Source organism: Myxococcus sp. RHSTA-1-4 (genome assembly GCF_020037125.1).
In the GTDB taxonomy this organism is placed as follows: domain Bacteria; phylum Myxococcota; class Myxococcia; order Myxococcales; family Myxococcaceae; genus Myxococcus.
Genome location: NZ_JAIQDG010000001.1, coordinates 86505 through 103308 on the forward strand (window position 1 = coordinate 86505; position 16804 = coordinate 103308).

At 71.0% G+C, this 16804-nt stretch carries 11 protein-coding genes; 4 read left to right on the plus strand and 7 right to left on the minus strand.

Annotated elements, in window-relative coordinates:
• The first annotated feature begins 42 nt into the window (after positions 1-42).
• Positions 43-465 (plus strand): HD domain-containing protein, encoded by a 423-nt coding sequence (locus K8638_RS00350; protein ID WP_223752349.1) that lies wholly within the window; start codon positions 43-45, stop codon positions 463-465.
• A gap of 68 nt (positions 466-533) precedes the next feature.
• On the opposite strand, the gene acnA is transcribed toward K8638_RS00350, so the two are convergent.
• From acnA to K8638_RS00375, 5 genes are all read right to left on the minus strand, one after another.
• Complete coding sequence (gene acnA / locus K8638_RS00355) at positions 534-3266, minus strand: aconitate hydratase AcnA (RefSeq protein WP_223752350.1); 2733 nt, start codon at positions 3264-3266, stop codon at positions 534-536.
• A gap of 236 nt (positions 3267-3502) precedes the next feature.
• Entirely contained in the window at positions 3503-4762 is a 1260-nt protein-coding gene (locus K8638_RS00360) for a phosphatidylserine/phosphatidylglycerophosphate/cardiolipin synthase family protein (RefSeq protein WP_223752351.1), read from the minus strand.
• A 135-nt stretch (positions 4763-4897) separates the two neighbouring features.
• Positions 4898-6487: an FHA domain-containing protein gene (locus K8638_RS00365; protein ID WP_223752352.1), complete on the minus strand. Its 1590-nt coding sequence runs from the start codon at positions 6485-6487 to the stop codon at positions 4898-4900.
• A 6-nt stretch (positions 6488-6493) separates the two neighbouring features.
• On the minus strand, positions 6494-7423 hold the full coding sequence (locus K8638_RS00370; RefSeq protein ID WP_223752353.1) for a WYL domain-containing protein: 930 nt from the start codon (positions 7421-7423) through the stop codon (positions 6494-6496).
• Positions 7420-8442 carry a YafY family protein gene (locus K8638_RS00375; protein ID WP_223752354.1) on the minus strand — a complete coding sequence of 341 codons (1023 nt, stop codon included), beginning with the start codon at positions 8440-8442 and terminating at the stop codon, positions 7420-7422. Before K8638_RS00375 ends, K8638_RS00370 begins: the two co-directional genes overlap by 4 nt.
• Positions 8443-8754: 312 nt before the next feature.
• Between K8638_RS00375 and K8638_RS00380 the strand changes: the two genes are divergently transcribed.
• Complete coding sequence (locus tag K8638_RS00380) at positions 8755-9225, plus strand: hypothetical protein (RefSeq protein WP_223752355.1); 471 nt, start codon at positions 8755-8757, stop codon at positions 9223-9225.
• A gap of 34 nt (positions 9226-9259) precedes the next feature.
• Here K8638_RS00380 and proB read toward each other — a convergent pair whose 3' ends face one another.
• Positions 9260-10393, minus strand: coding sequence for a glutamate 5-kinase (gene proB / locus K8638_RS00385; RefSeq protein ID WP_223752356.1), 1134 nt, complete (start codon positions 10391-10393; stop codon positions 9260-9262).
• Positions 10394-10531: 138 nt separating this feature from the next.
• Here proB and hflX point away from each other — a divergent pair, with 138 nt between their 5' ends.
• Positions 10532-12184, plus strand: a complete 1653-nt coding sequence (gene hflX, locus K8638_RS00390; RefSeq protein ID WP_223752357.1) for a GTPase HflX — start codon at positions 10532-10534, stop codon at positions 12182-12184.
• A 70-nt stretch (positions 12185-12254) separates the two neighbouring features.
• Positions 12255-12692, plus strand: coding sequence for a hypothetical protein (locus tag K8638_RS00395; RefSeq protein WP_223752924.1), 438 nt, complete (start codon positions 12255-12257; stop codon positions 12690-12692).
• Between the two features lie 12 nt (positions 12693-12704).
• Here the strand turns inward: K8638_RS00395 and K8638_RS00400 are convergent, their stop codons facing one another.
• Positions 12705-16766 (minus strand): non-ribosomal peptide synthetase, encoded by a 4062-nt coding sequence (locus K8638_RS00400; RefSeq protein ID WP_305071132.1) that lies wholly within the window; start codon positions 16764-16766, stop codon positions 12705-12707.
• Positions 16767-16804 lie beyond the last annotated feature (38 nt).

The window sequence follows — 16804 nt, forward strand, 5'->3', positions numbered from 1 at the left end:
CGCGCCGTCGAGAACCCGGGCCGCCTTCTCCCGGAGGCCCTCATGTCCACGCTCGAAGACGCCATCTCCCTCGCGGTGGAGGCGCACCGCGGCCAGCGCGACAAGGCCGGCCGGCCCTACATCCTCCACCCGCTGCGGGTGATGATGCGGCTGGAGACGGACGAGGAGCGCACCGTGGCCATCCTCCATGACGTGGTGGAGGACACGCCCTGGACGCTGGAGCGGCTGCGCGAGCGGGGCTACCCGGCCCCGGTGCTGTCCGCGCTGGACGCCCTCACCAAACGCGAGGGTGAGACGTACGAGGCCTTCGTCGAGCGGCTGAGGCCGGACGCGCTCGCCCGGCGGGTGAAGCTGGCGGACCTGGAGGACAACATGGACGTGCGCCGGCTGGAGGCGGTGACGCCGAAGGACGCCGAGCGGCTGGCCCGCTACCGCGCCGCCTGGGCCCGCCTGCGCGAGCCCTGAAACACCACGGCCCGGCAGGCGCCACGAGGGCACCTGACGGGCCGAGGTGAGACTCAGCGGCCGAGGCCTCAGGCCTTGGCGAGCTGACGCAGCACGAACTGCAGGATGCCGCCGTGGCGGTAGTAGTCGAGTTCGTTCGGCGTGTCGATGCGGCACAGCACGGTGAATTCCTTGGTGCCGCCCTCACCCGTGGCCTTCACGGTGAGCTTCTTCTGCGGCGCCAGGTTCTCCGCGATGCCCGTAATCTCGAACTTCTCGTGGCCGGTGAGGCCCAGCGACTGCGCGTCCTGGCCCGCCTCGAACTGGAGCGGGAGCACGCCCATGCCCACGAGGTTGGAGCGGTGGATGCGCTCGAAGCTCTTGGCGATGACGGCCTTCACGCCGAGCAGCTGCGTGCCCTTGGCGGCCCAGTCACGGCTGGAGCCGGTGCCGTACTCCGCGCCGGCCAGCACCACCAGCGGCGTGCCCTCCGCCTGGTACTTCATGGAGGCGTCGTAGATGCTCATCCGCTCGCGGGTGGGGATGTGGACGGTGACGCCACCCTCCACGCCGGGAACCAGCAGGTTCTTCAGGCGGATGTTGGCGAAGGTGCCGCGCACCATCACCTCGTGGTTGCCGCGCCGGGCGCCGTAGGAGTTGAAGTCCTTCGGCTCCACGCCCTCGGCCATGAGGTACTTCGCCGCGGGGCTCGTCTTGGCGATGTTGCCCGCCGGGGAGATGTGGTCCGTGGTGACGGAGTCACCCAGCAGCGCCAGCACGTGCGCGCCCTTGATGTCCTGCGTCGGCTTCGGCTCCTTGGGCAGGTTCTCGAAGAAGGGCGGCTTGCGCACGTAGGTGGACTTCGGGTCCCACTGGAAGGTGGAGCCCTTGCTCACCTGGAGCTGCTGCCAGAGCGCGTCGCCCTCCATGGCGTTGGCGTACTGGCTGCGGAACTGCTCCGGCTTCACGGAGGCGCGGATGGTGGCCTGGATTTCCTCGGCCGTGGGCCAGATGTCCTTGAGGAACACCGGGCGGCCGTTGGGGTCGATGCCCAGCGGCTCCTTGTCCAAATCCAACCCCACCTCACCGGCCAGCGCATAGGCCACCACCAGCGGCGGGCTGGCCAGGTAGTTCATGCGCACGTGCGGGTTGATGCGGCCCTCGAAGTTGCGGTTGCCGGACAGCACCGCGGCCACCACCAGGTCGCCCTCGGTGACGGCGTTGGCCACCGGGTCCGGCAGCGGGCCGGAGTTGCCGATGCAGGTGGTGCAGCCGTAGCCCACCACGTGGAAGCCCACGGCCTCCAGGTAGGGCAGCAGGCCCGCCTCGCGCAGGTACTCGGTGACGACGCGGCTGCCCGGAGCCAGGCTCGTCTTCACCCACGGCTTCGGGTTGAGGCCGCGCTCCACCGCCTTCTTGGCGAGGATGCCCGCGCCCACCAGCACCGCCGGGTTGGAGGTGTTGGTGCAGGACGTAATCGACGCAATCACCACCGCGCCGTGGCCGAGCTGGTAGCTGGAGCGGCCGGACTTCACGGTGACAGCCTGGGCCAGGCGCTCGGCGGACACCTCGGCCGCGGGGGCCTTGCCCTTGGCGCCGCCCTCTTCGTCCTCGCCCTTGCTCTTGCCGGCGGCGAGCATCTCCACCAGCGACTTCTCGTAGGAGGGCTTCATGTCCTTGAGGGGGACACGGTCCTGCGGGCGCTTGGGGCCGGCGAGGCTGGGCACCACGGTGGCCAGGTCCAGCTCCAGCGTGTCGCTGAAGACGGGGTCCTCGGCGCCGTCCTTGCGCCACAGGCCCTGCTCCTTCGCGTACGCCTCGGTGAGGGCCACGGCGTCATCCGGGCGGCCGGTGAAGCGCAGGTAGTTGAGGCTCTCCTCGTCCACCGGGAAGAAGCCGATGGTGGCACCGTACTCGGGCGCCATGTTGGCGATGGTGGCGCGGTCCGGCAGGGTCAGGTTCTTCAGGCCGCTGCCGAAGAACTCCACGAACTTGCCCACCACGCCCTTCTTGCGAAGCATCTGCGTGACGGTGAGCACCAGGTCCGTGGCGGTGGCGCCCGCGGGGAGCTGCCCCGTGAGCTTGAAGCCCACCACCTGGGGAATGAGCATGGTAATCGGCTGGCCGAGCAGCGCGGCCTCGGCCTCGATGCCGCCCACGCCCCAGCCCACCACGCCCAGGCCGTTGATCATCGTGGTGTGGCTGTCGGTGCCCACCAGCGTGTCCGGGTAGACGGTGGTGCCCTCGCGGAACGTCACGCGGGCGAGGAACTCCAGGTTCACCTGGTGGCAGATGCCGATGTCCGGCGGGACGACGCCAAAGCCCTTGAAGGCGCCCTGGCCCCAGCGCAGGAAGGCGTAGCGCTCGCGGTTGCGCTCGAACTCCAGCTCCGCGTTCTCCGCCATGGCCGCGGTGGTGGCGAAGGCGTCAATCTGGACCGAGTGGTCGATGACGAGGTCGGCGGGGTTGCGCGGGTTGATTTTCGCCGGGTCACCGCCCATGGCGGCGAGCGCCTCGCGCATGGCGGCCATGTCCACCACGGCGGGCACGCCGGTGAAGTCCTGGAGGAGCACGCGGGCGGGGTGGAAGGAGATTTCCACGTCCGGGGTGGCCTTGGGGTCCCAGGCAATCATCTTCTCCACGTGCTCGCGCTTGACGACGCGGCCGTCCTCGTTGCGGAGCAGGTTCTCCAGCAACACCTTGAGGGAGACGGGGAGGCGGTTCACCTGGGGGTGCGCCTTGGCCAGCTTGCTCAGGCTGAAATAGTCGTAGGTGGCGGAGCCCACCTTGAGCTGGGACTTCGTCCCAAAACTGTCGGTCATGTGCGTTGCCGTCCTTCCGTGCGCGGGATGCGCCGACTTGTAGGCCCCCCTTTGACGCGTTGCAAAGGGTTCCTGCGCGGTCATCCAGGGGCGGACGGTTCCGTCGGCAGGGTCCAGTCCCGCTCATCGGAGCCATGCGTCCGGCTGGGGGTTCGGGGAGCTACATCCGCGTAGTAACGGCCCCACCCCCGGCGGGCTACGGGAGGGACCCGCCCGGCGGCCCGCCCGCGGGCGCGTCAGAGAACCTTGCGGCAGGCGTACAGCACCCGCTCCAGCCCCTTCTGCCAGAGGGGCCGGCGGCGGAACCCGGCCAGCGTCACCTCGCGGCAGTGGCCGCAGTCGGCGCGGAACGAGTCCTCGAGCTGCCGGCCCAGCCGGGGGTCGGCGAAGACGGCGTTCACCTCGTGGTTGAAGGCCAGACTGAGCCGCTCCAGGTTGAACGAGCCGATGGTGCCCCACACCCCGTCCACCACCGCCGTCTTGGCGTGCAGCACGCCTCGCTGCCACTCGAAGATGCGGATGCCCGCCCCCAGCAGCTTCTCGTAGAAGGCCCGGGTGGCGAACTCCAGGAGGGGGTGGTCGCTGCGGGCGTTGAGCAAGAGGTGCACCTCCACCCCGCGCCTCGCCGCCTCGCGCAGCGCCGCCACCATGCGTCGGTCCGGAATGAAATACGCCGCGGCGATGAGCACGCTGCTGCGCGCCCGCTGAATCGCGTGCAGGTACGCCCGGTGGATGCTCCGCCGGCTGGACAGCACCGCCAGCCCCACCTGCCCCCGCCGGGGCGCCCGGCGCTTCCAGTGGCGCAGCCCCGTGGCCAGCCGGTGGAATCGGTCCTGGAACATCATCCGCCACGTGGCCAGGAAGCGCCGCTCCAGCTCGTGCACCGCCGGCCCTTCGATTCGCAGCACGTCGTCGCGCCACGGCGCCCCCCGCCCCTCCGGCGCCCAGTGCGCGGCGATGTTCACCCCGCCCGTGAAGGCCACCTCACCGTCCACCACCAGAATCTTCCGGTGGTCCCGGCGCAGCAGGTGGCGCAGCCCGCGGGACAGGCTGAAGGGCTTGAAGGCCCGGATGTCCACCCCGCGGCGGCGCAGCGACTCGAAGAAGCCGCGGCGGCTCGTCCACGAGCCCACCGCGTCGTAGAGCACCTTCACGTGCACGCCGCGCTCGGCCGCCTCCGCCAGCGCCTCGCCGAACAACTCACCGACGGCGTCGGTGATGAACATGTACGTCTCCAGCCGGATGTAGCGGCGCGCCCGGCGGATGGCCTCCAGCATCGCCGGGTAGGCCTCCACGCCGTCGCGGAGCAACTGGCACGCGTTGCCCTGCACCACCGCGTGCCCCCGGGGCAGGTAGAAGCGCGACAGCAGCAGCCCGGAGACCTGGGGGCTCCACACGGGCCCGTGCTCCGGCACGGCCCCCGAGGCTCGCGCGAGTCCGCGCTCCCTGTCGCCCACGACACCTGACTGCTCGCTCACCACCTCCGGGTCACGCATGGCCTCCGTACGGTGAGGACGCCCCCGCGACCCGGCAACCCGAGGCCCCTACGCCCGCATGCCCCGCGGGCGACAACGTCCGGTGCCGGACGGAGCAAGCCCCCGTCCCAACGGACCATGACGGCGGGCCCGGGCCTAGAGGCCGTACTCCGCGCGCTTGTTCTCCGCGCGCGTGGCGCACGGCTGGTCGTACTCGGGGAAGTACTGCTTCACGTGGTCCAGCGTGGCGGCGGCGCTCTTGTAGTTGCCCTGGTTGTAGTAGCCCTCGACCTCCAGCAGCAGCTTGGCGCAGGTGCGGTCCAGCGCCTGCTGCGCCACCTTCATGCGCTCCTGCGCGTCGAAGTAGAGGTCCGGCCGGGGCTCCGGGTGGGCCTCCAGCATCAGCCACGCCTCGCGGAAGGACTTCCACGCCTCGTAGCCGTTGCGCGCGCCGACGGCCGCCATCTCGAAGCTCTTCTGGCCGCGCTTGAAGGACTCGCGAGCCTGCCGCTCCAGCTCCTCCGGCGGAAGGTCCGGCAGGAGCGCCCGCTCCACCCACACGTTCCAGATGCGCCAGGGCTCCTCGCCGGGCGGGTTCTTCACGTTGTCGAAGATGATGCGGTTGGGCTCGCCCTTCTTGAGGTTCGCGGCCGGAATCATCAACTCCACCGCGCGGTCCTGGCTGGCCAGCGTGTCCGCGGGCACCTTGCCCACGTCCACGCCGTTGACGCTCACCACCACCTCGTCCTTGGAGATGCCCTGCGCCTGGTAGTGGAGGATGACCACCGCTCGTGTGGCGGCGGTGTACTCCCACTGGAAGATCTTCATGTCCGGGCGCTCCCACGTCACGTCCGGCCCCAGGCCGAACGAGTCCCGGATGGGCTGGGAGCTCAGCATGGCGGGCTCCTCGCCCGTGGGCCCCGTCTCGCCCTGGCTCAGCACCAGCCAGTACAGGAGCGCGAAGAAGCCGAGCACCAGCGCCACGCCTCCGCCAATGACGCCGCTGCGCACGGCCGGGGTCGCATCCGCCCAGAAGAGCTTCGCGCTGGCGACCAGCCCGGGGGACTCGCGCCGGATGCGGGCGCGCTCGGCCGCGGACAGGCCGCCCCCCGCCGCCTGGGAGCCTGTCGCCCGCGGGCGGGCCGGCACCGACGACGCGGGCGGAGGACGCCGCGTGGGAGGCGACGTCGGGGCCGCGCGCTCAATCGCCGCCTTCGACCCGGACGGGCGCGAACCGCCCTGCGACGGCGCCACGGGCCGCAGCGACCGGAGGTTGTGCCGGGTGGCGCCCTGGCGCAGCTCCTCCAGCTCCTCCTCGTCCGCCCCTTCCGGAGCCAGTGCCATGCCCTTGTTGCGCTGCCGCTGCTGCTTCAGGGCGTCCAGGGAGACGATGCGGGTGCTGTTCGCCGCCTCCTGCTGCGCACCCTCGGGAATCTCCTCCTCGCCCGTGGAGGCCTCCATGATGGCGAAGACGAACGTCACCGGGCCCAGCGTCAGCTTGTCGCCGTCCTCCAGCGCCTGCGTGGACACGGGCGTGCCGTTGACGAGCGTACCGTTGGCGCTGCCCTGGTCCTCGACGGCGTACACCTCGCCGTCGAGGAAGATGCGGCAGTGCTTGCGGGAGACGCCCGGGTCGAACAGGGCGACATCGCAGTCCGTCGACCGGCCGATGAGAACGGAGTCCTGGTCGAAGACGAACTCCTTGCCGGCTTCTCTACCCTCGGAGATCGTCAGCTGGAAAGGCATGGGGGGCTACAATCCTACAGAGGCCCGCGCCGCCCGGGCAACGGCGGCTCGCGCGCTTTCGGGTTCCACCACCTGCGCCTCGCCGCCGAAGGACAGCACCCACTGTGTCAGCCAGCGCTCGCTGTCGCCGGCCACCAGCACCTCGACGCCCCCGTCCGCGAGCGGGCGGGCATCCCGGCCGAAGCGCTCCTTCACGTACGGAGCGGCCACCGGGGAGAAGCGCACGCGGACGGACACCTCCGTGCGGCTGCGGGCCGGGTTGGGCACGTCCGCCCGCGCGTCCGGCGGCGGGAGGAAGGGCGTGTCCGTGACGGTGATGTCCTCCATCCGGTCCAGCCGGAACAGGCGCGCGTCCTGGCGCATGTGGTCGAAGCCCTGGAGGTACCACTGGCCGCGGTGGCTGAGCAGCTCGTACGGGCGCACGCGGCGGGGCTCGGGCGGGCCACCCGGCCGGGCGTAATTGAAGGTCACCTCCAGCCGCTCGATGATGGAGCGGGTGAGGGGCGCCAGCGCCTGCGGGGCCTCCGTGGAGGCGTCGATCTTCCGGTACATCTCCCGGTAGCGCTCGCGGGTGGAGGGCGGGAGGATGCGCTCCAGCTTCTGGAGGGCGCTCTGCAAGGCGTCCCCCGCGGCCGGGCGCAACAGCTCCGCCGAGGCGGCCAGGGCCGCGGCCTCACCCGCCGTCAGCCGGGGCGGGGCGAACAGGCGCTGATCCAGGTCCACGTAGACGCGGTCATTGTCCACGTAGATGTCGATGTAGTCGTCCGGGTTGAAGGGCGGCCGGCCCACGCACGTGAGCAGGTCCAGCTCCTCCAGCAGGTCCTCGTGGCTGATGTTGAGGGCGCGCGCGAGCGCCTCCACCGTGACGCCGGGGTGCTTGGACACGTAGGGGACGAGGAACAGCAGGCGGCGGAGCCGCTCGTGGACGTTGCTCATGCGCTCACCTTCTCGTGCGGATCCGCGTGGCGCTCCAGGATGCGGGTCGCCATCTCCTTCAGCCGCGCCTGGGCGCTCTGTGGCCCTTCCACCCGGCAGTCCGGCCCGAGCTGCAGGCAGAAGCGCACCAGGCCGTCCAGGAACGACACCCTCATGCGGGCGCGCACGACGCCCTCCTCCACCGGCTCCAGCGTGGCGCCGGGCAGGAGGCTCGCGGCGCGCGAGGCCAGCGCGCCCGACAGGCGCAGCACCACCTCCACCGGCTCGTGGAAGCGGTGCTGCCACGGGAAGTACGCCACGTGGGCATCCAGCTCGAAGCCGGCCGGCACCTGGAAGTCCGGCGTGCGCGGGCGGGCGGTGTTCACCTTCAGCTCGCGGATGCGGTGCACGTGGAAGGTGCGCAGGCCGCCGCGCAGGTGGCAGTGGCCCACCAGCGTCCACGCGCCACGGCGCAGCGCCAGGCCGTACGGGTCCACCCTGCGCTGCGTGGTGCCGGGGTGCTTGGGGCTGGCGTAGGTCAGCTCCACCCACTTGCGCGCGGCGCACGCGTCCCAGAGCTGCTCCAGGCGGGCGGAGACCTCCTTCTCCTCGCCCTCCTGCACGGAGCCCAGCTCCATGCGCACGCGGGGCGTGGGCAGCGACTCGCCGGCGAAGAAGCCAATCTTGCGCAGCGCGTGCGCCAGGTCGTCCCGCCCCGGGAAGGCGCCGGAGGCCAGCGCGGCGGAGCCGGCGGCGTACAGCACGGCCAGCTCCTCCTTGGAGAGGTCCGCCTCCGGCAGGTAGTACGCGTCGCGGTCGACGATGTAGCCGTCACGGCGCTCGTCGTCGCCCTGCACGTACGTCAGCGGAAAGCCCAGCTCCACCAGCTCCGCCTTGTCGCGCTCGAACTTGCGCTCGGCGGCGTCGTCGGAACCACCGTAGTCGGCGGGGAAATGCTCGCGCAGCTCGGCCCAGGAGATGGGCTCGCGCGCGTCGAGCAGGAGGGCCACGAGGTCGAGGATGCGTTCGGTGCGTTCCATTCGGGAAGTCGGCGACGATGCCGGGCGGACCCCGGGGGGTCAAGGCGGTGGGACGTGACGATGGGAAACAGGCGGCGCGCCCGCCCACGTCCGATCCGATATCCGGACTGGACTGAACAGACAAGCAGGTAATCGCCTGTGCGCACGTATCTCTACAGGTTGGTAGCAAACAACCCACCCACGGGGCTCGCACTCGGCGCGCGACTGGGATATTCCTAGAACGTCTAGATGAGTGTGAAGCGCCGGTGGCGGGCCGTGCCCGGCCGGACGCTGAGCGGCCGGCTCAGCGAGGGTGCTTCGAAGGGACTCACCATGAGCCGCACCTCCCTCGTCCGAAACATGGTTGCCGGGCTGGCGCTGCTCGTGGGGCTGTCCTCCGCCGTGACGCCCGCCGCCGCCAGGGCGGAGCCGCTCTACTTCGCGGTGGAGGTCCGCCGTGAGGGACGCATCGTGGCCCAGCCCAAGCTGCTGGGCGAGACGGGCCGCACCCTGAGGGCCGAGCGCCGCCGTCCGGGCGCTCCCCATGCCGACTACCGGCTGATCCTCACCCCGAAGGCCACCGGCGACTCCTTCCTCCTCCAGCTCGACTTGCTGCTCCCCGAGGCAAAGGGGCACTCCGAGCTGGCGCTGCTCCACGGGCAGCAGCGCAAGCTGCAGCTCGGCCGGGTGCCGGGGGAGCTGGAGGTGTCTCTGCTCCTGATGAAGGTGGACTCGCCGGAGTTCCGCGCGCTGATGCAGCTCAGCGAGGACAAGGGCCAGGGCTCCTCCACCTCCTCCATCTAGGAGCGTGGAGGTCCCTCCCCTGCCCCACGGGCCCCTACAGCACCGCCAGGTCGTCGCGGTGCACCGCCTCGTCCAGGTAGCGGTAGCCCAGCACCGCCTCGATGTCCGCCGTGCGCCTGCCGGCGATGCGCCGCAACTCCGTGGCGTCATAGGCGGCGAGCCCCCGGGCGAACACGGCGCCGGACTCGTCCGCCAGGTCCACCGGGTCTCCGCGTCCGAAGTCGCCCTCCACGCCGCGCACGCCGCTGGGCAGCAGGCTGCGCTTGCCGGTGACGATGGCCTCGCGCGCCCCCGCGTCCACGGTGAGCTTCCCGCGCGGGCGCAGGGCGTGGGCAATCCACGCGGCCCGGGCGCTGCGGCGGCTGCCGGTAGGCTCGAAGAGGGTGCCCACGGGCTCGCCCTCCAGCACGGCCCGCAGGCGGCCGGGCACGGCGCCGGAGGTAATCACGCAGCGGATGCCCAGCTCCGTGGCCCGCGCGGCGGCGCGCACCTTGGTGGCCATGCCGCCGGTGCCCACGCCGCTGGAGGTGCCGCCGGCCAGGGCCAGCACCTCCGGCGTCACCCGCTCCACGGCCAGCATCAATTCCGCGTCCGCGTCCCGGCGCGGGTCGCCCGTGTAGAGGCCCTCCACGTCCGAGAGGAGGACGAGCGCCTCGGCCTCCACCACGCCCGCCACCAGCCCGGCCAGCGTGTCGTTGTCGCCGAACTTCAGCTCATCCACGGAGACGGTGTCGTTCTCGTTGATGACGGGCACCACGCCCGCGGCCAGCAGCCGCTCCAGGGCGTGCTTCACGTTGAGGTAGCGCCGCCGGTCCTGCACGTCCTCGTGGGTGAGGAGCACCTGCGCCACCGCCCGGCCCGCGCTGCTGAAGGCCTCCTCATAGGCCTGCATCAGCCGGCTCTGGCCCACCGCCGCGCAGGCCTGCTTGCCGGGAATATCCTTGGGGCGCCCCGGCAGGCCGAGCCGCTCCACGCCCAGGGCGATGGCGCCGCTGGACACCACCACCAGCTCGCGGCCCTGGGCGGCCCACAACAAATCCCGGCCCAGCGCATCGAAATGGTCGCGGTTGAAACGCCCGGTGGCGTTCGTCAGCGCGTTGGTGCCGATCTTCACCACCACGCGGCGGGCGGCGCGCAGTGCGGTGCGGCCAGCGGAAATCGTGCTCACGGGCATCAGCGTAGGTCAGAAACGGAAAGAGGGCGCGTCAACCGTGTGTTCAACCCTGTCACGGCCTCCGGAACGGGCCGCGACATGAAACCCACCCCGCCGGTGGCCATATAGAGTTGCTAGGGACGGAGAGACAGATTGAAGGAAATCTACGGCAACACCCTGGGCCTGAAGTCGAGCGAGCAGCACCGGCTGCGGAACACCTACCGGCGGCGCGTGTCGCCGCACGAAATCGTTTCGCCCGAGCTCGCCCGCCACCTCACCGAGCTGTCGCGTGAGACGAACCGGCAGGTGGGTGTGCTCATCAACCGCAAGGGCGACATCGAGCACGTGGTGGTGGGCAACGCCCACAAGCTGGAGCTGCCGGACATCGGCCGCGCCCGCGCGGGCCAGGTGCGTCTGCGCGGCCTGAGGCTGGTCCACACCCACCTCAAGAGCGAGCCGCTGACGAAGGACGACCTGACGGACCTCGCGCTGCTGCGGCTGGACTGCGTGGCCGCCATCGGCGTGGGCAACGAGGGCCTTCCCGGCGTGCTCCACTACGCGTACCTCGTGCCGGAGAACGGCACCGGGGAGTTCTGGCACGTCAGCACGCTGCCCTCCGTCCACGGGGAGCAGCCGGACCTGATGGACACGCTGGACGCGCTGGAAGAGGAGTTCAGCCGCAAGGCGGCCGCCCGCACCGTCGGGGGCCGGGAGAAGGCCATCCTCGTCGCGGTGTGCCTCAACGGCGACCGCGGACAGGCGGAGGCCAGCCTCGCGGAGCTGAAGGAGCTGGCGCGCACCGCGGGCGTGGAGGTCATCGACAGCGTGCTCCAGGTGCGCCGCGAGGCGGACCCGCGCTACCTCATCGGCCGCGGCAAGCTGGAGGACCTCAACCTGCGCTCCATGCAGTCCATGGTGGACCTGCTCATCTTCGACAAGGACCTCACCCCGTCTCAGGGGCGCCACATCGGCGAGGCCACCAGCCTCAAGGTGCTGGACCGCTCGCAGCTCATCCTCGACATCTTCGCGCAGCGCGCGCAGAGCGCCGAGGGCAAGCTCCAGGTGGAGCTGGCCCAGCTCAAGTACCGGCTGCCCCGGCTGGTGCAGAGCGATGACTCGCTCAGCCGGCTCGCGGGTGGCATCGGCGGACGAGGCCCTGGCGAGACGAAGCTGGAAATCGACCGTCGCCGGGTGCGTGAGCGGATTACCCACCTGGAGAAGCGCATCGACGCCATCAGCCGCGAGCGCAGCGTGCGGCGGGCGCAACGCAACCGGCGCGAGCTGCCGGTCATCTCCATCGTCGGCTACACCAACGCGGGCAAGTCCACGCTGCTCAACGCGATTACCAACGCGGACGTGCTGGCGGAGAACAAGCTGTTCGCCACGCTGGACCCCACCAGCCGGCGGCTGCGCTTCCCGCAGGAGCGGGAGGTCATCATCACCGACACGGTGGGCTTCATCCGGGATTTGCCCAAGGACCTGGTCGCGGCCTTCCGCGCCACGCTGGAGGAGCTGTACGACGCCAGCCTGCTCCTGCACGTCGTGGACGCGGCGGACCCCGCGCGCGACGAGCAGGTGGAGGCGGTGGAGAACATCCTCGAGTCGCTGGGGCTGATGGAGAAGCCGCGCCTCATGGTGTGGAACAAGGCGGACCGGATGGCGCCCGAGGACATCGAGGCGCTGCTGCGCAGCCGGGGCGGCGTGGCCATCAGCGCCACGACGCGCGAGGGACTCGCCTCGCTGCTGGCCAAGGCGGACACCACGCTGTTCGCCGAGGGCGCCACGGAGGCCATCGGCGCGGTGTAGTCAGGGCCACACGCCTTGTCCGCCCGGTTGCGGGCAAGGCGTGGCTTTTCCTAGAGTCCGGGCCGTGGCAATGACTTCCCCCCAGATGCTCCTGATGAATGGACTGCTGGCGCAGGCCGCGCCGGACTACGCGAAGCCCGTCTCCTCCCTGTCACCCGGCTACTTCGAGGTGCTGGAGCAGAACAGCCACATCGTCTATCCGGCGCTGGCGGTGCTGACGCTCGTCATCATCGCCGCGGGCATCCTCCAGGCCTGGAGGACGCAGGACCTGGATGGCCTCCAGAAGAACGAGTTCAAGCGGGCCATCGTCAACGAGCTGCGCCGCAACATCAGCGGCATGCCCGGTGACATGCTGGCCAAGGCCGTGGGGCTGGACCGGCTCAAGACGAACCGCCTGCTGGAGCAGATGCAGCAGGAGGGCATGGTGGTGAGCCACACCAACTCCCAGCGGCTCACCGTGTGGCGAGTCCGAGGCGCGCTGCCCGACCCGAACGTGCGGCGGTACTGAGAGCGCCCGGCGCTAACCCGCACGTTCCAGACAGTTCCTCAAGAGTGACGCCAGCCGCTCCACGTGTGGAGCGCGCAGGATGGAGTAGTGGTCGCCGTCGAGCTCGTGGACCTCGAGCGCGCCGGTGGCCACCGCTTCCCAGCCATGCACGCGGGTGGTGCCCTTCGCCTGGAGGGAAACCACGGGCCCGGAGTACGGCGGGGGCACATAGCGCCACGCCGCCAGGAGGTTGAGCTCGAAGACCCCGCGCAGGGCTCGCAGCGGCTGGGTGCCGGTCGCGAGCGACTGGCCGGCCTCCTCCAGGGTGCGCAGCAGCGCCTCCGGGGCCATCCGTGAGAGCGCCTCATCCTCCAGCGGCAGGGCATGTCCCGCCGCTCGCAGCAGGTCCTTGTAGAACAGCGCGCCCAGCCGCGCGGCCTCGTCGTGGCCGGGTGGCGATCCGTCCCCGTCGAAGGGACGCACGAAGCCGTCGATGAGCGCGAGCACCTCCACGCGCTCTTCCCGCGTCTGGAGCTGACAGGCCATCTCCCATGCGATGCTGGCCCCCATGGACCAGCCCCCCAGCAGGTACGGCCCACGCGGCTGCACGGACTGGAGCGCGGCGACGTAGAGGGCGGCCATCTCGGGGAGGGTCTCGCATGGCGGCGCATCCCCTTCGAGGCCCCGAGCCTGCAAACCGTAGAAGGGCTGCTCCGGCCCGAGCAGGCGCGCGAGCTCCGTGTAGCTCAGGACGGTGCCGCCCACGGGGTGGACACAGAAGAAGGGCCTCCGGCCCCGGCCTTCCTTCAGCCGCACCAGGGGAGACCACGGCTCGGCGTCCTCGCGCAGCAGGGCCGCCAGGTGGGCCACCGTCGCCTGCTGGAACAGCGCCGACACGGGAAGGGCACGGCCCAGGCTGCTCCGGATGCGCGCCAGCAGGCGGATGGCCAGCAGCGAGTGGCCGCCCAGCGAGAAGAAGTCATCCCTCACGCCAACGGGGCGTACGCCCAGCACCTCCTCCCAGACGCCCACCAACTGGCGCTCCAGCTCATCACGAGGCGCCTCGTAGGTGCTCGCGAGCTCCTGTCGCTGGGTGTCCGGCGCCGGCAGCGCCTTGCGGTCCACCTTGCCGCTGGGCGTCAGCGGCAGCGCCTCCAGCCGCACCAGCACCGAGGGCACCATGTACTCGGGCACCCGGCGCCCGAGCTGTCTCTTCAGCGCCTCCGCGTCCCACGCCTCCTCCGCGCCCCGCACCACGTAGCCCACCAGCCGCTTCACTCCGCCGTCTTCCCGGACCACCGCCGCCGCATCCTTCACACCGGACAGCCCCCGCAGCGCCACCTCCACCTCGCCCAGTTCCACCCGGAAGCCGCGTACCTTCACCTGTCCGTCCAGCCGGCCCAGGAACTCCAGGTTGCCATCCGCCAGCCAGCGGGCCTTGTCGCCCGTCCGGTACAGCCGGCCTCCGGGTTGCCCGCTCAGCGCGTCCGGCAGGAAGCGCTCCGCCGTCAGCTCCGGCCTGCCGTGGTACCCGTGCGCGACGCTCGCGCCACCGACGTACACCTCTCCGGCGACGCCGACAGGGCACGGCGCTCCCCGCTCGTCCAGCACGTACACCTGCACGTTGTGGATGGGCGCTCCCACCGGAGGGAGCGCGGGCCACCGGGACGGCGCGCCCCGAGCCCGCCACGCCGTCACCACGTGCGCCTCCGAGGGTCCGTACTGGTTCTCCAGCACGCACCCCGGTAGCCGCTCGAAGAAGGCCACCAGCGCCGGAGTCACCTGAAGCTGCTCCCCTGCCGTCACCACTTCGTTCAGCGGTGGGAGTCGCGGCTCCAGCTGCGCCACCTCGCACAGCGCCTGCAACGCCACGAAGGGCAGATAGAGCCGTCCCACTTCGTGCTCCACCATCAGCCGGAGAAGCCGCACCGGGTCCCTGCGCTGCACCTCGCTCACGAGCAGCACCTTGCCACCCAGGCACCAGGTGCCGAACAGCTCCTGGAACGACACGTCGAAGTTCAGCGATGCGAACTGAAGCGTCGTCGCGGCCGGGTCCACCGTGCGTTCCAGCAACCAGCGCAGCATGTTGCCCACCGCCCGATGCGACATGACGATGCCCTTCGGCCGGCCCGTGCTCCCCGACGTGTAGACGAAGTAACAGGGAGTCTCCGATGACAGTGGCACCGCGGGCGCGAAGGTGGGCCTCGCGTCAATCGCTTCCGCCTCCTGCTCCAGCCGCACCAGCCGTGCTTCGAGCCCTCTCGGCAGCGCCTCTTCCAGACGGCCCTGGACCAGCACCACCGGCGCACCCGTGTCCTCCAGCATCTGCGCCAGCCGCTCGACCGGATAGCTCGGGTCCAACGGGAGGAAGGCCGCTCCCGCCTTGAGCGTCGCCAGCACCGCCACCGGCATCCGCGGGCTGCCGCGCTCCACGCACAGCCCCACCGTCCCGCCCGGCTTCACGCCCAGCGCCACGAGGTGGTGCGCGAGCTGATTGGCCTGTGCCTCCAGCCGCGCGTACGTCAGCTCCTCCCGGCCGTCCGTTACCGCGACCGCATCGGGCGTGCGCGCCACCTGCGCTTCCACCCACTCGTGCATCAGCTCCGGCGCGTACTCGGCGTCCACGCGCCCGCTCCACTCCTCCACCAGGCGTCGGCGTTCCTCCTCGCCCAGCAACGGCAGCTCACCGACGAGGGCTTCCGGGTCCGCCACCGCCGCCTCGAGCAACCGCACGTAGGAGTCCGCCAACCGCCGCACCGTCGCTTCGTCGAAGAGCGTCGTGCTGTACTCCCAGACGCACAGCCATCCCTCCGCCGTCTCCCGCATGAACAGCGTCAGGTCGAACTTCGCCATGCCGGCGTCGAAGGCGACCTCACTCGCGTCCAGCCCGGGCAGTGACGGCAGTGGGCGGACACCTTGCAGCACGAACATCACCTGGAACAGCGGCGAGCGGCTCAGGTCGCGCACCGGCTGCAGCGCGTCCACCAGCATCTCGAAGGGCACGTCCTGGTGCGCGTACGCCCCCAGGCACGCCTCACGGACGCGGCGCAACAGGCCCCGGAAGCGCTCCTCTCCGTCCACGTCCATGCGCAGGGCCAGCGTGTTGACGAAGAAGCCGATGAGCCCCTCCACCTCGCGCCGGTTGCGTCCGGAAATCGGCGTGCCCACCACCACGTCCCGCTGGCCGCTATAGCGCGACAGCAGTGCCTGGTAGCCCGCCAGCAGCAGCATGAAGGGCGTCACACCCTCGCGCCGCCCCAGCTCCTTCACCGCGGAGGACAGGGACGGCGACAGGGGCACCGTCAGGCTGGTGCCGATGAAGGACTGCACTGGCGGCCTCGGCCGGTCCAGGGGCAGCTCCAGCGCGGGAGATGCCCCCGCGAGGTGGGCCTTCCACCATGCGAGCTGCTCCTCCAGCACCTCGTCCTTCAGCCATGCCCGCTGCCATAGCGTGTAGTCCGCGTACTGCACCGGCAGCGCAGGCAGCGCCGGAGCCGCGCCCGTACTGAAGGCCGCGTAGAGCACGCGCAGCTCCCGCTCCAGCAGCTCCAGCGACCACCCGTCACACGCGATGTGGTGCAGCATCAGGAGGAGCACGTGCTCCTCGGGCGCCAACCGCAGCAGCCTGGCTCGCAGCAGCGGGCCCTTCTCCAGGTCGAACGGCCGCCGCGCTTCCTCCTCCGCGCGCCGCACCACCTCCCGCTCCAGCTCCTCCAGCGTCTCCACCGGCAGCGGCGCCTCCGCTTCCGCGGGCCGCATCTCATCTCGCGTCCGTGCTTCCCACGACTCGGCCGGCAGCGGCACCTCCGCTTCCGCGCGCCGCACCACCACTTCCCATGCCCGTGCCTCCAGCGTCTCCACCGGCAGCGGCACCACGGCCTCCGGTGCAATCCGCTGCACCGGCTGCCCTCCTTCCTCTCCGAACGTGGTGCGCAGCGCTTCATGCCGGAGCACCAACTCCGTCAGCGCACGCTCCAGCGCCGCCACGTCCAGCGGCCCTCTCAGCCGCGAGAAGAAGGGCACGTTGTAGGAGAAGCCCCCCGCGTCCACCTGCGCCAGGAACCACAGCCGCTGCTGGGCGAAGGACAGCGGCAAGGCCCCTTCCCTCGGCACGGGCGCCAACGGTGGCGGCC

What these genes read in the sequence shown, in the direction of transcription:
- K8638_RS00350 (WP_223752349.1), top strand. Translation starts at nt 43, where the DNA reads ATGTCCACGCTCGAAGACGCCATCTCCCTCGCGGTGGAGGCGCACCGC.
- acnA (WP_223752350.1), bottom strand. Translation starts at nt 3,266, where the DNA reads ATGACCGACAGTTTTGGGACGAAGTCCCAGCTCAAGGTGGGCTCCGCC.
- K8638_RS00360 (WP_223752351.1), bottom strand. Translation starts at nt 4,762, where the DNA reads ATGCGTGACCCGGAGGTGGTGAGCGAGCAGTCAGGTGTCGTGGGCGAC.
- K8638_RS00365 (WP_223752352.1), bottom strand. Translation starts at nt 6,487, where the DNA reads ATGCCTTTCCAGCTGACGATCTCCGAGGGTAGAGAAGCCGGCAAGGAG.
- K8638_RS00370 (WP_223752353.1), bottom strand. Translation starts at nt 7,423, where the DNA reads ATGAGCAACGTCCACGAGCGGCTCCGCCGCCTGCTGTTCCTCGTCCCC.
- K8638_RS00375 (WP_223752354.1), bottom strand. Translation starts at nt 8,442, where the DNA reads ATGGAACGCACCGAACGCATCCTCGACCTCGTGGCCCTCCTGCTCGAC.
- K8638_RS00380 (WP_223752355.1), top strand. Translation starts at nt 8,755, where the DNA reads ATGAGCCGCACCTCCCTCGTCCGAAACATGGTTGCCGGGCTGGCGCTG.
- K8638_RS00395 (WP_223752924.1), top strand. Translation starts at nt 12,255, where the DNA reads ATGACTTCCCCCCAGATGCTCCTGATGAATGGACTGCTGGCGCAGGCC.